15 protein-coding genes are annotated in these 15,713 nt (G+C 61.9%); 9 read left to right on the top strand and 6 right to left on the bottom strand.

Annotation, left to right across the window (positions count from 1 at the left end; translation table 11 throughout):
* Positions 1 to 2: 2 nt before the first annotated feature.
* The 3 genes from ACS5Q1_RS00685 to ACS5Q1_RS00675 form a co-directional block, all read right to left on the bottom strand.
* Positions 3 to 770, bottom strand: coding sequence for an SDR family NAD(P)-dependent oxidoreductase (locus tag ACS5Q1_RS00685; protein ID WP_473096389.1), 768 nt, complete (start codon positions 768 to 770; stop codon positions 3 to 5).
* Between the two features lies 1 nt (position 771).
* On the bottom strand, positions 772 to 3,126 hold the full coding sequence (locus tag ACS5Q1_RS00680) for a bifunctional salicylyl-CoA 5-hydroxylase/oxidoreductase (protein WP_473096388.1): 2,355 nt from the start codon (positions 3,124 to 3,126) through the stop codon (positions 772 to 774).
* 85 nt (positions 3,127 to 3,211) lie between these two features.
* Entirely contained in the window at positions 3,212 to 4,861 is a 1,650-nt protein-coding gene (locus ACS5Q1_RS00675; RefSeq protein WP_473096387.1) for a benzoate-CoA ligase family protein, read from the bottom strand.
* Between the two features lie 397 nt (positions 4,862 to 5,258).
* Between ACS5Q1_RS00675 and ACS5Q1_RS00670 the strand changes: the two genes are divergently transcribed.
* The 7 genes from ACS5Q1_RS00670 (at position 5,259) to ACS5Q1_RS00640 (ending at position 11,473) form a co-directional block, all read left to right on the top strand.
* Entirely contained in the window at positions 5,259 to 6,431 is a 1,173-nt protein-coding gene (locus tag ACS5Q1_RS00670) for an ABC transporter substrate-binding protein (RefSeq protein ID WP_203444110.1), read from the top strand.
* 139 nt (positions 6,432 to 6,570) lie between these two features.
* Entirely contained in the window at positions 6,571 to 7,491 is a 921-nt protein-coding gene (locus tag ACS5Q1_RS00665) for a branched-chain amino acid ABC transporter permease (RefSeq protein ID WP_473096386.1), read from the top strand.
* A gap of 9 nt (positions 7,492 to 7,500) precedes the next feature.
* Positions 7,501 to 8,532 (top strand): branched-chain amino acid ABC transporter permease, encoded by a 1,032-nt coding sequence (locus ACS5Q1_RS00660; RefSeq protein ID WP_203444109.1) that lies wholly within the window; start codon positions 7,501 to 7,503, stop codon positions 8,530 to 8,532.
* Entirely contained in the window at positions 8,525 to 9,280 is a 756-nt protein-coding gene (locus tag ACS5Q1_RS00655; protein WP_473096385.1) for an ABC transporter ATP-binding protein, read from the top strand. Before ACS5Q1_RS00660 ends, ACS5Q1_RS00655 begins: the two co-directional genes overlap by 8 nt.
* Positions 9,280 to 9,978 (top strand): ABC transporter ATP-binding protein, encoded by a 699-nt coding sequence (locus ACS5Q1_RS00650; RefSeq protein ID WP_473096384.1) that lies wholly within the window; start codon positions 9,280 to 9,282, stop codon positions 9,976 to 9,978. The genes ACS5Q1_RS00655 and ACS5Q1_RS00650 overlap by 1 nt, the downstream gene beginning before the upstream one ends.
* A gap of 11 nt (positions 9,979 to 9,989) precedes the next feature.
* Positions 9,990 to 10,811 (top strand): alpha/beta hydrolase, encoded by an 822-nt coding sequence (locus ACS5Q1_RS00645; protein ID WP_473096383.1) that lies wholly within the window; start codon positions 9,990 to 9,992, stop codon positions 10,809 to 10,811.
* Positions 10,812 to 10,915: 104 nt separating this feature from the next.
* Complete coding sequence (locus ACS5Q1_RS00640) at positions 10,916 to 11,473, top strand: histidine phosphatase family protein (RefSeq protein WP_473096382.1); 558 nt, start codon at positions 10,916 to 10,918, stop codon at positions 11,471 to 11,473.
* A gap of 3 nt (positions 11,474 to 11,476) precedes the next feature.
* On the opposite strand, the gene ACS5Q1_RS00635 is transcribed toward ACS5Q1_RS00640, so the two are convergent.
* Entirely contained in the window at positions 11,477 to 11,704 is a 228-nt protein-coding gene (locus tag ACS5Q1_RS00635; protein ID WP_203443225.1) for a hypothetical protein, read from the bottom strand.
* A gap of 206 nt (positions 11,705 to 11,910) precedes the next feature.
* Here ACS5Q1_RS00635 and ACS5Q1_RS00630 point away from each other — a divergent pair, with 206 nt between their 5' ends.
* Positions 11,911 to 13,215: a L,D-transpeptidase family protein gene (locus tag ACS5Q1_RS00630; RefSeq protein WP_473096381.1), complete on the top strand. Its 1,305-nt coding sequence runs from the start codon at positions 11,911 to 11,913 to the stop codon at positions 13,213 to 13,215.
* Positions 13,216 to 13,238: 23 nt separating this feature from the next.
* Here ACS5Q1_RS00630 and ACS5Q1_RS00625 read toward each other — a convergent pair whose 3' ends face one another.
* Complete coding sequence (locus ACS5Q1_RS00625; protein ID WP_473096380.1) at positions 13,239 to 13,613, bottom strand: hypothetical protein; 375 nt, start codon at positions 13,611 to 13,613, stop codon at positions 13,239 to 13,241.
* A gap of 82 nt (positions 13,614 to 13,695) precedes the next feature.
* Positions 13,696 to 13,899 (bottom strand): hypothetical protein, encoded by a 204-nt coding sequence (locus tag ACS5Q1_RS00620; protein WP_473096379.1) that lies wholly within the window; start codon positions 13,897 to 13,899, stop codon positions 13,696 to 13,698.
* A gap of 371 nt (positions 13,900 to 14,270) precedes the next feature.
* Here ACS5Q1_RS00620 and ACS5Q1_RS00615 point away from each other — a divergent pair, with 371 nt between their 5' ends.
* Complete coding sequence (locus ACS5Q1_RS00615) at positions 14,271 to 15,701, top strand: protein adenylyltransferase SelO (RefSeq protein WP_473096378.1); 1,431 nt, start codon at positions 14,271 to 14,273, stop codon at positions 15,699 to 15,701.
* Positions 15,702 to 15,713 lie beyond the last annotated feature (12 nt).

Genomic DNA, 15,713 nt, shown 5'->3' with positions numbered 1-15,713 from the left:
CTCTAGATTTCTCCACCGGCCACCACGATGGCCTGCCCCGTCACGGAGCACGCGCCCTCGCCGCACAGCCAGAGCACGGTATCGGCGATCTCCGAGGGATCGATCAACCGCCCCTGCGGATTGTGCTTCACGAGTTCGCCAAGCGCCTCGTCACGGGTTCTGTTCGTTTTCGCCATGATCCGATCAAGGCTCTCGGCCACGAGATCGGTATCGGTAAATCCAGGGCACACGGCATTGACCGTGACACCGCTCTTCGCCGTCTCAAGCGCGAGTGCGCGGACAAAGCCGATGACCGCATGCTTGGCGGCGCAATAGGCGCTCACATACGGATAGCCCTTGAGACCCGCAGTGGAGGCCACGGCGACGATGCGCCCGAAGCCGCGCTCCGTCATGGCACCCAGCACCGCCTGCGCCATGTTGGTGACGCCGAGCAGGTTCACGTCCAGCATCTGCCGGAAAATGTCAGGTCCCGATTTCATGAACGGCGCTGAGACAGCCGATCCCGCATTAGCGATCATCAGATCGACAGGGCCATAGCGCGTCACCGCCTCTTGAACGGCTCTCCGCACGGCATCGATATCCGTCACATCGGCAATGGCAGCGGCATGGGCGTCACCCCGCACGATCGCCTGTTCGAGCGATGCGGGAGAGCGCCCGACGATGGTGACGGTCGCCCCGGCCTGCACGAGCGATGCCGCGATGGCGCGGCCGATCCCGCGGCCGCCGCCCGTGACCAATGCATGCCGGCGCTTGAGAGATGTCATGGTCATATCATTCCGCCGCGAGAGGCTTCTCGCCGGCCTCCATCTTCAACTCCGCCCGGGTCTTCGGCTTCGCCTTCACCTTGAGCTCCTCGAGATCCTGCCGGTCGCGGACCGAGTTGCGGAAGATCTGATCCTTGCCGGCGAGATATTGCGGCGGGCAATGAATGTCCTTGGCGCCATACCAGGCGGCCGCCTTCATGGTGAAGAACGGATCGACCAGATGCGGCCGTCCGAGCGCGACGAGATCCGCACGGCCTGCCGCCAGGATCGTGTTCACCTGATCGGCCGCCGTGATATTGCCGACGCACATGGTGGCGACCTGCGCCTCATTGCGCACCTGATCGGAGAATGGCGTCTGGAACATGCGCCCGTAGATCGGCCGCGCCTCGCGCACGGTCTGGCCCGTCGAGACATCGACAAGGTCGACGCCATGTTCGGTGAAAGCACGCGCTATCTCCACCGCATCGTCACCCGTCACGCCACCCTCCGCCCAATCGGTCGCGGAGATACGCACCGACATGGGCTTGTGCGCGGGCCAGACCTCGCGCATGGCGTCGAACACCTCAAGCGGGAACCGCAACCGGTTTTCGAGAGAACCGCCATACTCGTCCGTACGCTGATTCGTAAGCGGCGACAGGAAGCTCGCCATCAGGTAGCCATGGGCGCAATGCAGTTCGAGCATGTCGAACCCGGCCCGCTCGCCGCGCTTGGCCGCTTCGACGAACTGCGTCTTGATGAGATCCATGTCGGCGCGCGTCGTCTCGCGCGGTACCTGGCTGTCCGGGAAATAGGGGATCGGCGACGCGGAGCAGATGTCCCAGGCACCCTCCTCAAGCGGCCGATCCATACCCTCCCACATGAGCTTGGTTGCGCCTTTGCGACCTGAATGTCCGAGCTGCAGGCAGAACTTGGCCCCCGAATTGGCATGGATGAAATCGACGATCCGCTTCCAGGCCGCTTCCTGCTCGTCGTTCCACAGACCCGTGCAGCCAAGCGTGATGCGCGCCTCCGGCGACACGCAGGTCATTTCCGTGAAGACCAGCCCCGCACCGCCCGAGGCGCGCGAACCGTAATGGACGAGATGGAAATCGCCAGGCACTCCTTCCTTCGCCGAATACATGTCCATCGGCGAGACCACGACGCGGTTGGCGACTGTCATCTCCCGCAGACGGAAGGGCTGGAACATGGGCGCGCTCGGGTTCTCGACCGAGACGTCGAAGCCTTGCTTTCGCACTTGCCGCGCAAAGGTCTGATCTACCGCGGCGACGAAATCCGGCGCGCGCAGACGCAGGTTGTCGTAGGTGATCGCCTTGGCGCGGGTCATGACGCCGAAGGCGAACTGCACCGGATCGAAATCCCAGAAGCGCGCTACGTGCTCGAACCAGACCAGGGAGACATCGGCCGCATGCTGCGTCTTCTCGACCTCCTCGCGCCGCCCGGTCTCGTAGAGAGACAGCGCACCCTCGACGCTCGGATCGCGACGGAAGGCCTCGAACAGCGCGATGGCGTCCTCCATGGCGAGCTTCGTGCCCGAGCCGATGGAGAAATGCGCCGAGGCCTTGGCATCGCCCAAAAGCACCTTGTTGCCCATGACCCAGCGCTTGCTGCGGATCATCGGGAAATTGCGCCAGATCGAGCGGTTGGTAAGGACGCGGTGGCCGCCAAGGAACCAGCCGAAGATCTTTTCCATGAGCGCCGCCGACTCGGTCTCGCTCTTGTCCTTCAACCCTGCCCGCTCGAAGGTCTCGGGATCGGTCTCGAACACCCAGGTCGAGCGGTTCGCCTCATATTGATAGGCGTGGGCAATGAAGGGGCCCCATTCCGTTTCCTGGAAGATGAAGGTGAAGGCATCGAGCGGTTTGGTGGAGCCCATCCAGGTGAACTTGTTGGGCCGCAAATCCACCTCCGGCTGGAAGTGGTCCGCATAGCGCTCGCGGAAACGGCTGTTGATGCCATCTGACACGACCACGAGATCCGCATCCGAGAACAGGCTCTCGTCATCCACGTCGACTTCGTAGCGCAGTCGGATACCAAGCTCTTCCGCACGATCCTGCAGGACGAGGAGCAATGTGCGGCGCGAGCAGCCGCAGAAGCCATTGCCGCCGATCCGGTGCTCGGTGCCGCGAAAATGGATCGCGATGTCGTCCCAATAGGCGAATTCCCGGACGATCCGCTGATAGCTCGGCAGATCGTACTTCTCGAAATTGTCGAGGGTGGCATCGGAAAACACGACGCCGAATCCGAACGTCTCGTCGGCGCGGTTGCGCTCATAGATCGTGATGTCCGATTCCGGCCGAAGCTTCTTCAGCAGGATCGCGAAATAAAGCCCCGCCGGGCCGCCGCCGATGATCGCCGTCTTCATGAGAATCCTACCCGAGAATTTGCATTTATTATTTTAAGCTTAAAATAATTTTTGATCAACTGGTGCGATCCGGTTGGTGACGCGTTCAGGCGCTCATCGCCTCGTGGTGACCTTCGGCCTCCTGGGCGATCCGGCGCAACTCGAAACGTTGCAGCTTGCCGGTCTGGGTGCGCGGCAGAGCCTCGACGAATTCGATGAGGCGCGGATACTTATAAGGCGCGATCTCCGCCTTAACGTGATCCTGCAGCACCTTCGTCAATTCGGGTCCCGGGACATGGCCGGGACGCAGGACCACATAGGCCTTGACCACCGTTCCGCGCCCATCGTCGGGAGCCCCCACTACGCCGCATTCGGCAACGGCCGGATGCGTGAGGAGCGCGGCCTCGACCTCCGGACCGGCGATGTTGTAGCCCGCGGAAATGATCATGTCGTCGGAGCGGGCCTGGTACCAGAAGTACCCGTCCTCATCCAGGAGGTAGGTGTCGCCAGTGATGTTCCAGCCGTCCTGCACGTATTTACGCTGCCGCTCGTCGGCGAGATAGCGGCATCCGGTTGGCCCGCGCACGGCCAGGTGGCCGATGCTGCCGGGCGGAAGGTCGCGCCCCTCGTCGTCGACGACTTTCGCCTCGTAGCCTGGAACGGGCTTTCCCGTCGCGCCGGGACGGATCTCGTCCTCGGTCGCGGCGATGAAGATGTGCAGCATCTCGGTGGCGCCGATCCCATCCATGAGGCTGATGCCGGTCGCCGCCTTCCAGGCCTCGAAGGTGCCCTTCGGCAGCGACTCGCCAGCGGAGACGCATTTGCGCAAGGACGAGATGTCGCGTCCTTCCAGCTTCGACAGCATAGCGCGATAGGCGGTCGGCGCCGTGAAGCAGATGGTCGCCCGATACTGCATGATGGCCGGCAGAAGGTCGTCAGGCCCGGCCTTCTCCAGCAGCACCGTCGAAGCGCCGACACGCATGGGGAACAGCACGATGCCGCCGAGGCCGAAGGTGAAGGCGAGCGGTGGAGAGCCGATGAAACGGTCGCCCGGCCCCGGCCGCAGCACATTCTTGGCATAGCCGTCACAGATAGCCAGCATGTCGCGGTGGAAATGCATGGTGCCCTTCGGCTCGCCGGTCGTGCCAGAGGTAAAGCCGATCAGGCAGACATCGTCCGCCGCCGTATCGACGGCTTCGAAATCCGGCGAGGCTTCGGCGAGCAGGGCCTCGAGGCTGTCGGGCTTGCCCGATCCCCAATAGACCACATGCTGCAAGCTGGGCGCCATCGTCCTGGCGCGCTCCATTTCCTCCGCGAGGCGATGATCGCAGAGAGCGATGGTGATCTCGGCCTTCCTCAGCGGATAAGCGATCTCCTTGGCGCGCAAGAGCGGCATGGTCGCCACGACGACGCCACCAGCCTTCAGGACTGCCAGATAGGCTGCCACTATCATCGGGGTGTTGGCAGAGCGCAGCAGAACGCGATTGCCCGGCACGAAGCCGAGCCTGTGGATCAGCACGTTACAGATCCGATTCACGCGCTCCTGAAGCGCGCGGTAGGTGAGCGTCTCGGTCGGGCTGATGAGGCAAGGTTCGTCCCCCCTCCCCTCATTGACCCATCGGTCGAGAAAGGCCACCGCGCAGTTGAGCCGCTCGGGATATTGGAGCTCGGGGCGGGTGAACTGGAAGGTCGGCCACTGATCCCGAGGCGGAAGATTATCCCTCGCGAAGGTATCCACATGCGCCGTGTCCGCCATCGTCCGCTCCTCTGTCTTATTATGCGGCAGGAGAACGGAGCTCGCTAAGCTTGGCTGGTTTGGGGCGCTCATATTTGGAGCCGCGCGCCGCGGCGAACTCCGTATCGCTGCCCATTACCGCCAATCACGCGCTCGTCATTTCGCCTGCTTTCCCCTGCGGAACAATCCGCTTGAAGAACCTGAAAAATATTTTAATCTTAAAATAATCCTTGGCAATCCCAAAGATTGAGGAAAGACTGGGGACGCCGGGGGAAAAGCTCCGACAAAGGGAGTGTTCGGCAGAAAAGTTTTGCGGCAGAGTATCGCCGACTTGTCCGTCGAGGCGTCTCACGTCCCGTCGGGAACAATCACGCAGCACAGCAAATGTGCGCAGGGAACAGCCACTCGGGAGACTATGATGAACGTGACGATCAAAACCCTTGGCCTTGCAGCGGCTTTTGGCCTGGCTGCCGCACCGGCCATGGCGCAGGAGAAGCTGAAGGTCGGACTGCTTTTGACCCTCTCCGGCCCGTCGGCCGTGCTCGGCCAGCAGGCCCGTGACGGTTTCCAGCTTGCGGTGAAGGACCTCGGCGGCAAGCTCGGCGGGCGTGATGTCGAAGTGATCGTCGTCGACGACGAGTTGAAGCCCGACGTGGCCGTAACGAAGGTCAAGGGTCTCCTGGAGCGCGATAAGGTGGACTTCGTCGTCGGCCCGATCTTCTCGAACGTGGCTGTTGCCGTCCACAAGCCCATCGTGGACGCGAACACATTCTATATCAGCACCAATGCGGGCCCCTCGAACCTCGCAGGCAAGAGCTGCAACCCGTACTTCTTCGCGACATCCTACCAGAACGACCAGAACCACGAGGTTCTCGGCAAGGTGGCGCAGGACCGCGGCTACAAGAAGGTCTATCTGCTGGCACCGAACTATCAGGCCGGCAAGGATGCGCTCGCCGGCTTCAAGCGCCACTACAAGGGCGAGATCGTCGAGGAATCCTACGTTCCTCTCAACACCCTCGATTTCCAGTCCGAGCTTGCTAAGATCGCCTCCATGCAGCCTGACGCGATCTTCACCTTCATGCCGGGCGGCATGGGCGTGAACCTCGTCAAGCAATACCGCGCCGCGGGCCTCGCCGACCGCATCCCCTTCCTGTCCGCCTTCACGGTCGATGAATCGACCCTGCCTGCGCAGCAGGATGCCGCCATCGGCATGTTCGGTGGCTCGAACTGGGCTCCGAACCTCGACACCCCGCAGAACAAGAAGTTCGTTGCGGCCTACGAGGCGGCCTACAATTCCGTGCCCGGTTCCTATTCCATGCACGCCTATGACGCAGCCCTGCTGATCGACAGCGCGCTCAAGGCGACCGGCGGTAAGATGGACAAGGACGCCGTGCGCGCTGCCATCAAGAAGGCGGATTTCAAGTCCCTGCGCGGCGACTTCAAGTTCGGCACCAACGGCTTTCCGATCCAGGACTTCTATCTGGTGAAGGCCGCCAAGCGCCCGGATGGCAAATTCCAGACCGAGATCGTGGAAAAGGTGTTCGACGATTATACGGATGCTTATGCCAAGGAATGCACTCCGACGAACTGAGATGCACTGACGAGGACCGATCTGCCTTGGCAGCGCTTGGGTAGATCGGTTTCCATCTGCAAACGATGAAGATGCTCTCGTGCAGGGAGTATCCGAGCGGAGGCTCGACTGATGAAGGCCTTCCGCAAGTGACGTGTCGATGACCGCAACACTCCTCTTCGTCCAGGCTCTGAACGGCCTTCAGTTCGGCCTCATCCTCTTTCTCATTGCCGCCGGACTGACTCTGGTGTTCGGGGTGATGGATTTCATCAACCTCGCGCACGGCGTGCAATACATGGTCGGCGCCTATCTGGTGGCGGCGTTCAGTGCCTGGACCGGGAGCTTCGGCTGGGCTTTGCTTCTCGCCCTCCCCTCGGCGCTCGCCTTCGGTCTTCTGCTCGAAGTGCTGGTGTTCCGGCATCTCTACGATCGCGACCATCTCGATCAGGTGCTCGCCACGTTCGGCGTGATCCTGTTCCTGAACCAGGGTGTGAAATTCGTCTGGGGCGCGGCACCTTTGAGCGTTCCCGTTCCAGAACTGCTTTCAGGCTCCGTCGAGATCGCAACCGGCCTGCTCTATCCGGTCTATCGCCTAGCGATCATCGCGGCAGGCCTCGTGGTTGCCGCCCTGCTCTATGTGCTCGTCAACCATACGCGAGTCGGCATGCTGGTGCGCGCCGGGGCCAGCAACGCTTCCATGGTGTCGGCGCTTGGCGTCAACATCCAGCGGCTGTTCATGATCGTGTTCGGCTTCGGCGCCATGCTCGCGGGCTTTGCTGGCGCGATGGTGGCCCCAATCCTCTCGGTCGAGCCTGGCATGGGCGACAACATTCTGATCCTCGCCTTCGTGGTCATCGTGATCGGCGGCATCGGCTCGATCCGCGGCGCGTTTCTGGCAGCCCTTCTGATCGGGCTCGTGGATACGGTCGGACGCACTTTCGCGCCGAACCTGCTGCGCCTTTTCCTCGACCCTGCGGCGGCGAGCCAGACCGGTCGGGCCCTCGCCCCGATGCTGATCTATATTTTCATGGCTGCGGTGCTGTTCTTCCGCCCCTCCGGCCTGTTTCCCGTGAAGCGCTAGGGTGCGATGATGACTGAACTCGCAGAAACGCGCTCCGCTCCCATGCCGTCGCTCACCACACGGTTCGAGATCGTCCCCATTGTCCTCTTCGCCGCCTTTGCGGCAGCGCCGCTCTTCGCCGTGTTCTCCGGCGCAGAGGGTTATGTCCTGTCCCTGCTGACCCGGGTGATGATCTTCGGCATCGCCGCCATGGCGCTCGACCTCATTCTCGGCTACGGCGCGCTCGTGAGCTTCGGCCACGCGGCCTTCCTGGGGATCGGCGGCTACGCGGTCGGCATTCTCGCCAGCCACGGAATCGAGGATGCCTTCATCCAGATTCCCGTGGCGCTCGCAGCCTCCGCCATCTTCGCTCTGATCACAGGAGCGATCTCATTGCGCACCAAGGGTGTCTATTTCATCATGATCACCCTCGCCTTCGGGCAGATGCTGTATTTCCTCGCCACGTCGCTGGCGGCCTATGGCGGCGACGACGGCATGACGTTGGCATCGCGCAGCCTCGTGGCCGGCTCCGGCATTCTGGAGAATGACTTCGCCTTCTACTGGGCCTGCCTGCTCTGCCTTCTTGGAACCTATGCGTTCGCCCGCTCCGTCGTCGCGTCCAGGTTCGGTCGTGTTCTGCGCGGAACGCGGGAAAACGCCCTTCGCATGCAAGCCATCGGCTTCCAGCCCTTCCGCTTTCAGCTCGCGGCCTATGTGCTCAGCGGCATGATGGCGGGGCTTGCCGGATGCCTGCTCGCGAACCAGGCGGAATTCGTGAGCCCCGCCTTCATGACCTGGCAGCGCTCCGGCGAACTGATCTTCATGGTCGTGCTCGGCGGGCTCGGCTCTCTGCATGGTGCCATCATCGGCGCCGCCGCCTTCCTGTTGCTGGAGGAGTTCCTGCCGGAAATCCTGCATGCGTTGAGCTTCTTCCTGAGCGAAGAGACCCGCGCCCATATCGCCGAGAACTGGAAGATGGTGTTCGGTCCCCTTCTCATCCTGATCGTGCTGTTCGTCAGAGGCGGGATCATGGGCCTGCTGCGGAGGCCTCACCATGGCTGAGCCCCTGCTCGAACTTCGCCACCTGCGCAAAGCCTATGGCGCTCTCGTCGTCACCGACGATGTCAGCCTCTCCGTCAAGCCGGGCGAGCTGCATGCCATCATCGGCCCCAATGGCGCAGGCAAGACGACGCTGATCCACCAGATCTCGGGCACGCTGTCTTCGGATTCGGGATCGATCCTGTTCGCGGGGGAGGACGTCACCTCTCTCTCGATGCCGCAACGCGTCGGACGCGGGCTTGCGCGCTCATTCCAGATCACGTCGATCCTGCCCGGCTTCACGGCCCTTGAGAATGTGGCTCTGGCGGTGCAGGCGCGCTCCGGATCGAGCTTCCGCTTCTTCGGCAATGCCTCGCAGGAGAAGGTCCTGAACGAGCCTGCCATGGAGTGCCTGACACAGGTCGGGCTTGCCGCTCGCGCGCACATCCCGGCGGGTCTGTTGTCCCACGGCGAGAAGCGTCAGCTCGAACTCGCCATCGGCCTTGCGACGGAGCCGAAGCTTCTCCTTCTCGATGAGCCGCTTGCCGGCACCGGTCACGATGAATCCCAGCGCGTGGTCGAGACCCTGCGGCGTCTGAAGAGCCGCCTCACCATCGTGCTGATCGAGCACGACATGGATGCCGTGTTCTCACTCGCGGACCGCGTCTCCGTTCTCGTCTACGGCCGCGTGATTGCCACGGACACGCCGGAGCGGATCAGAGCCAATCCGGAGGTCCGCGCAGCCTATCTCGGCGAAGAGGAGCTGGTCTGATGCTCTCCGTCCGACAATTGCAGGCGTCCTATGGCGCCGCGCAGGTCCTCTTCGACATTTCGCTTGAGGTCAATGCCGGCGAAGTGGTGACGTTGCTCGGCCGCAACGGCATGGGCAAGACGACCACTATACGCTCGATCATGGGCCTGCTCCGTCCCCGCGGCGGCGAAGTGCGCTTCGATGGTGCTGCGGTGACGGGCCTTGCCCCCTATCGCATCGCGCAGACCGGCATAGGGCTCGTGCCGGAAGGCCGGCAGATTTTTCCGACGCTGACGGTGGAAGAGAATCTCGTCGCGACCGCTTCGGCCAGAACGGGTTCCCGTCGCTGGACGCTCGATGCGGTCTATGACCTCTTCCCGCGCCTGAAGGAACGCCGGAGCAACCTGGGCACGCAGCTCTCAGGCGGCGAGCAGCAGATGCTGGCCATCGGCCGCGCGCTCATGACCAACCCGAAACTGCTCATTCTCGATGAGGCCACCGAAGGACTGGCGCCGTTGATCCGTGCCGAGATCTGGGCCTGCCTCAAGCGCCTCAAGGGCGAGCGTCAGTCGATCCTGGTCATCGACAAGAATATCGGCGCACTGGCGAGCTTCGCCGACCGTCACGTGATCATCGAGAAGGGTCGCTCGGTCTGGACCGGAACGAGCGACGAGCTCATGACCGATACCAACCTCAAGGACCGATATCTCCACGTTTGAGGACAATCGCGATGGCAGCCGCAGAACTCGACCTGGAGGCCGAGTACAACAACCGGGCCCGCGTCCCCGAACACCCAGTTCACATCGCGGGCTGGCAGCGGGATTCTGCAGCCTATCGCGAAGTTGCACGTTGCGAGCTCGATCTCGCCTATGGCGCCGGCGAGCGGCATCGGCTCGACCTCTTCTATCCGCAAAACGGCGATGCCGGCGGCCCGGTCGTGCTGTTCATCCATGGCGGCTATTGGCAGGCGCTCGACAAATCCACGTCGAGCCATCTGGCACGCGGTGCCAACGAGCGTGGTCTGACGGTTGCGATCCCGAGCTATACGCTCGCCCCGGCGGCAAAACTGGCCGACATCATTTCCGAAATCGAGGCCGCCGCCAATTTTGTCATCCAACGCACAGGCCGCCCTCTCGTCGTAAGCGGACACTCGGCGGGCGGGCATCTGACGGCATGTCTCATGGCACGCCCGGGCGCGTTGCAGAGGCCCGTCCGCGCCGCCATGCCAATCTCCGGCCTGTTCGACCTGCCTCCACTGGTCCCGACCTCGATCAACAAGGCCCTTGGCCTCACCACTGAAGAGGCGCATCGCCTGAGTCCGCTGGAATGGGATCCCCCCACAAACGGACGCCTCGTCGCGGTGGTCGGGGGAGCGGAGAGCGGCGAATTCCTGCGCCAGTCCCGTGCCATCGTCGACCGGTGGGGTCAAGCGGGCATAGCGACCCGGTATCACGAGGTGCCGGGGGCTCATCATTTCGATGTCATCGCCGGGCTTGCCGTCCCAAGTGATCCACTCGTGGATAGGCTTGTGGGCCTCGCAGAGGCCGCGTGAGCGCGACGATCCGTTTCTAGGAACCTGTACCTTTATCCGGCGTTGCGTTTCTCGGTGGGCGGACATTTCTGGAAGAATACCGGGTCCCGGATCGGAGGTGACGCATGCCTCTCGCATTGGCCCTCCTGTTCCTGCTGGCAATGGCCTGGCCTCAGACTCTTCACGCCTCTGAGGAGGCATGGCAGGCTTTACAGCAAGGTAGCGCGATTGCCCTATTCCGACATGCCCGTGCTCCAGGAACGGGCGATCCTGCCAACTTCCGGCTCGAAGATTGCGCGACGCAGCGCAACCTCTCGGCTGAGGGTCGGCGGCAGGCGCAGGCCATCGGAGAACAGTTCAGAGCCCGGCAGATCCCGGTCGAGCGGGTGCTCTCGAGCCGCTGGTGCCGCGCGCTCGACACCGCCCGCTTGGCCTTCGGCAACCTGACGGAGTCCTTCCCGCCACTGGATTCATTCTTCTCAGGCCGAGACCAGGAACCGGCTCAAACGCGGGCTGTGCGTCAGATCGTTCAGGACTGGCGTTCCAGCGGCGTCCTCGTGCTCGTCACGCACCAAGTCAACATCACGGCCCTCACCGGTATCTTTCCCGACGAGGGAGAAATGCTCGTGCTCAGGCCGAAGCCAGGTGCCGACTTCGATCTTGTCGGAAGAATTAAACTATAGAAATCAACGATCAGCCCTGAGCTGCTCGACCACGCCCTGGCTCATATAGGGGTGCCCTGCCTCGTTGAGAGCCCGGTCCAAGGCTTCGATGGCCATAAGAATTTTTGTCAGCTCCTCTGCCATCTCGACAGAAGGGAGGGGCGCCTCGGAAATCTGCCGCGCCATCTCCCTGCGCCGTTTCACAAGGTTTTCGCGTGCAGCGTTTAGTTCCTTGATCTCCTCGGACGTCATGGGCTCCTCACCATCTGGCTAAGTTTTAGAGTTAAGTCCTCGTGGCCGAATACGTTCATTATCGGCGCTCGGGGCAGCCGCCCGCTACAGCATTTTGTAAACTATCATCGCCCATAGTTTCGGACATGACTTATGGGAATGCAAAACGTCTCTGCCTCGGATTGGCTCTGCTCTCGTGCTCCGCCTTCGGGACTCCTCTGGATGCCTTGGCGGCACCCGAAAATATTGCGCCAACTTCTCCAGTGCAGGTGTTACCGAGCATTCCGGCACCTCCGGCAGCAGGGACGAACCTGCGACTGAAAGCTGCACCGACGGCAGCCAAATCGGCCGAGAAAGTCGCCGCTCCCGCACCCGTCATCTCGATTTCGCAGGATCCCCGCCCTACTCTGGACGCGAGCACCTTCATCAACACGATGCGGGCCGCCTGGACCTATAAGCGCATTGCAGAGGCGGGAGGATGGCCGACCCTGCCCGCAGGCGCGGTTCTGAAGGCTGGCGACAAGGGCTCGCTCGTCGTGACCCTTCGGCAACGCCTTGCCTCGGAGGGCGATCTTTCGGCTGATCTCGCCACAAATCCAACCTTCGACGCTGAACTGACCAATGCAGTCAAACGGTTCCAGGCTCGTCACGGTCTGCCGGAATCGGGCGCTGTGCGCGCACGGACCCTGGAAGCGCTGAACGTTCCGGCGCTCACGCGTCACCGCCAACTCACAGCCTCCGCACAACGGTTGGCCGGATCCACCTTTTCCTTCGGCGAACGCTATGTGGTCGTGAACATTCCCTCGGCCGCCGTGGAAGCGGTCGAGCGCGGACAGGTAGCCCGCCGCTTCGTCGCCATTGCCGGTAAGGTGGACCGCCCTTCGCCCACTGTCGAAACCCGCGTCACGGCCGTCAATCTCAATCCCACGTGGACGGCGCCGGTCTCCCTGATCAAGAAGGACATCATTCCCCATGTCCGCAAGGATCCCAATTATCTGGAGAAGATGAGGATCCGTATTCTCGATGCGAAGGGCCAGGAAGTCGATCCGAAGTCCCTCGACTGGTCGACACAGAATGCGGTGAACTACACGTTGCGTCAGGATCCCGGGGCGATCAATTCGCTCGGGCAGATTCGCATCGACATGCCGAACAAGCACGCCGTGTACATGCACGATACACCGAAGAAACAGCTCTTCGCACAGGATGCCCGCTTCCATTCTTCAGGCTGCATTCGCGTAGCCGACGTCACCGACTTTGCCGAATGGCTGCTGCGCGGTACCAATGGCCAGGCAGGCGTATGGACGACGGAAGGGATCAACACCGCCATCGCCGGCGCTGCACGGCAGGATATTCGTCTCGAGAAGTCCGTTCCCGTCGCCTGGGTCTATCTGACAGGCTATGCGACGGCAGACGGTGCGGTGCATTTCCGCGAGGATGTCTATGGACTCGATACACCGAAGGCTGATCCGCTGATCGAGCCCCAGATGGTTGATGTTCCCGCGACAGCGTCGATCAAGCCCAAGCGACTGTGACACAACTTGAGACGACCAAAGAATCAGAGACTCTTCCTGCGCAGTAACCGGCCGGACGACGGACGAATGGTGCGGGCCTTGCGCCATTCGAAGGCAGCGTCCTGAAACAGATCGACGGCTGCGACAGCCTGGGCCCGCGATGCTGCGATCAGTGCGGGATCGCGCTGCGCGAAGCGGTCTGCCGCCTGTGTCAGCTGTCGACACCGCTCCTCGACCACGCGCCGCGCTTCCTTCAACCGGGAGTTCGGCTCATCCGCGTCCGTTACCTCGTCACAGATGCGCAGGACGTCGCTGGTGAGATTCTCGCCCGAATAGAGTCCGGAATAATGGTCAATCAGGCCGCGGACAAAACCGAGAGAATGACGGATTTCCTGCCTTAGAAGTGTCTCGCTGCTCATCGCGTCTTTCCCGGAAAAGGAGCCGCATTCCCGTCGCGTCTCGGCGACGACGTGATATGAACCGGAGAATTCTAAAAAGGCGTTAGCCCGGTCCCCCGGCATTGGCTTGGACGGGGGGAGTCGGCGGAACAGGGCTGGGGATGGTGGCATTCTGGGTGACGGTGGTCGGGCGGGACGACCAGATCCTTTCAAGGAGTGGACCTGCAACAATTCCTGCAACGAATGCGAACGCTGTCACGATCAGGCCTATACGGCCGCAAAGGCTGAGCACATCCTTGAATGCCATTGACTCGCCTCCCGTTTGCTTCGTTAACCAGGATCTTAGGGGAGCACTTCCGACCCGCCAATAGACCAACACGCGAAAGCGCAGCTACACAACGGCGATGCGCTTGAGCATTCAAGCCGAACATCAGGAAAAACCTGACGTTTTTAACAAAGCTTTCACCATGAATTATTTTTCAACAACCTCGGCCGGAGCGGTCAAAGCGTCGTTTATCGCAACATTGCAACTCGATCGTCGTAGCTCAACTTTGTCCAATTCGTGGCAAAACGAAAGGTCTTCAAGCACCGTCATCCGGCCCATGCTTGACCCGCCCGGATCCCTCTGAACATTTCGGTGGTGCTAGGAATTGAACACGAGTTCATGGGATACCGTACATGCCCACCTCCGCCGCTTATCGCGCCTCGACACGCCATCAGGAACTCGGTTCGGATTTCTATGACATCGTCCGGCCAGCAGAATTCCCGCACCATATTCTGCGCTACCGCAACCAGCGCTGGGCCGAGCGCGTGGGCCTCGGTTCGCTTACCAACGAGGAATGGATCGTTCATTTCGGGCGCTTCGCGCCACTTCCCGGCAGTTTGGAACAGCCTCTTGCCCTGCGCTACCATGGCCATCAGTTCCGAACCTACAATCCACATCTCGGGGATGGGCGCGGCTTTCTCTTTGCTCAACTTCATGATGTGGCGGATGGGCGGCTTCTGGACCTCGGCACAAAAGGCAGCGGGCAAACGCCGTGGTCACGCCACGCGGATGGCCGCCTGACCCTGAAGGGCGGCGTGCGGGAGATCCTCGCAACGGAAATGCTCGAGGCCCTCGGCGTCGAGACATCCAAGTCCTTCAGCCTGATCGAGACAGGCGAGGAACTCGAGCGTGGTGACGAACCCTCCCCGACCCGCTCGTCGGTCCTGGTGCGTCTCAGCCATTCACACATCCGCATCGGAACATTCCAGCGTCTGTTGTACCTGGACGAGACCGACAACATCCGAAAGCTGCTCGACTACACCATCCCAACCTACATGCCGGAGACTTGGCGCGACGGTGAAGCGGAACGCGCAACAGCCTTTCTAGAGGAAGTTTGCCGACGCGTGGCTCGCATGGGCGCACAATGGATGGCGGCAGGATTCGTGCATGGCGTGCTCAACACCGACAACATCAACGTCACGGGAGAAAGCTTCGATTATGGCCCATGGCGTTTTCTACCCGTCTACGAGCCAGGATTCACGGCCGCCTATTTCGACGAGACAGGACTTTACGCCTTCGGCCGCCAGCCCGACACCCTTTTGTGGAATCTGTTTCGTCTCGCAGAGTGCCTGCTTCCCCTAGCCCCGCAGAGCAGCCTCGAACAGGCACTCACAACATTCGAGCCAGCTCTCCATCGGGAGTTCCCGTATGCCCTTCTACGCCGCCTGGGCCTGCAATCGAAAGGGTTCGAGCAGGATGGAGTACTCGCCAAAGCCTTATGGACATTCCTGCACGAGAGCAAAGCTCCGTTCGAACAAACCTTTTTCGATTGGTATGGCGGGCGCCTGAGTGAGGAACGCGCAGAGAGAAGCCCCTCTGCAAATCTATACGCACAACCGTCGTTCGAACCCGTTCGCGCGGCGCTTGGCGCCTTCGACTCTGTCGCTCGGGCGAAGCTCGATCATTCCTATTTTGCACGTGCTACACCGTGCACAATGCTGATCGATGAGGTAGAGGCGCTCTGGGCCCCGATCGTTGCCGAGGATGACTGGTCGGCCTTCGACACCAAGTTGGTAGAGATCCGCAGCATGGCCGAGGCCTATGGTGCGGATCCCGTTGCATAGAGCATTACGGCA

This window comes from Microvirga sp. GN3, assembly GCF_055792825.1.
Note: the sequence above shows the minus strand (reverse complement) of the source record. Positions and strands in the feature narration are given on the sequence as shown.

What these genes read in the sequence shown, in the direction of transcription:
- ACS5Q1_RS00685 (WP_473096389.1), bottom strand. Translation starts at nt 770, where the DNA reads ATGACCATGACATCTCTCAAGCGCCGGCATGCATTGGTCACGGGCGGC.
- ACS5Q1_RS00680 (WP_473096388.1), bottom strand. Translation starts at nt 3,126, where the DNA reads ATGAAGACGGCGATCATCGGCGGCGGCCCGGCGGGGCTTTATTTCGCG.
- ACS5Q1_RS00675 (WP_473096387.1), bottom strand. Translation starts at nt 4,861, where the DNA reads ATGGCGGACACGGCGCATGTGGATACCTTCGCGAGGGATAATCTTCCG.
- ACS5Q1_RS00670 (WP_203444110.1), top strand. Translation starts at nt 5,259, where the DNA reads ATGAACGTGACGATCAAAACCCTTGGCCTTGCAGCGGCTTTTGGCCTG.
- ACS5Q1_RS00665 (WP_473096386.1), top strand. Translation starts at nt 6,571, where the DNA reads ATGACCGCAACACTCCTCTTCGTCCAGGCTCTGAACGGCCTTCAGTTC.
- ACS5Q1_RS00660 (WP_203444109.1), top strand. Translation starts at nt 7,501, where the DNA reads ATGACTGAACTCGCAGAAACGCGCTCCGCTCCCATGCCGTCGCTCACC.
- ACS5Q1_RS00655 (WP_473096385.1), top strand. Translation starts at nt 8,525, where the DNA reads ATGGCTGAGCCCCTGCTCGAACTTCGCCACCTGCGCAAAGCCTATGGC.
- ACS5Q1_RS00650 (WP_473096384.1), top strand. Translation starts at nt 9,280, where the DNA reads ATGCTCTCCGTCCGACAATTGCAGGCGTCCTATGGCGCCGCGCAGGTC.
- ACS5Q1_RS00645 (WP_473096383.1), top strand. Translation starts at nt 9,990, where the DNA reads ATGGCAGCCGCAGAACTCGACCTGGAGGCCGAGTACAACAACCGGGCC.
- ACS5Q1_RS00640 (WP_473096382.1), top strand. Translation starts at nt 10,916, where the DNA reads ATGCCTCTCGCATTGGCCCTCCTGTTCCTGCTGGCAATGGCCTGGCCT.
- ACS5Q1_RS00635 (WP_203443225.1), bottom strand. Translation starts at nt 11,704, where the DNA reads ATGACGTCCGAGGAGATCAAGGAACTAAACGCTGCACGCGAAAACCTT.
- ACS5Q1_RS00625 (WP_473096380.1), bottom strand. Translation starts at nt 13,613, where the DNA reads ATGAGCAGCGAGACACTTCTAAGGCAGGAAATCCGTCATTCTCTCGGT.
- ACS5Q1_RS00620 (WP_473096379.1), bottom strand. Translation starts at nt 13,899, where the DNA reads ATGGCATTCAAGGATGTGCTCAGCCTTTGCGGCCGTATAGGCCTGATC.
- ACS5Q1_RS00615 (WP_473096378.1), top strand. Translation starts at nt 14,271, where the DNA reads ATGCCCACCTCCGCCGCTTATCGCGCCTCGACACGCCATCAGGAACTC.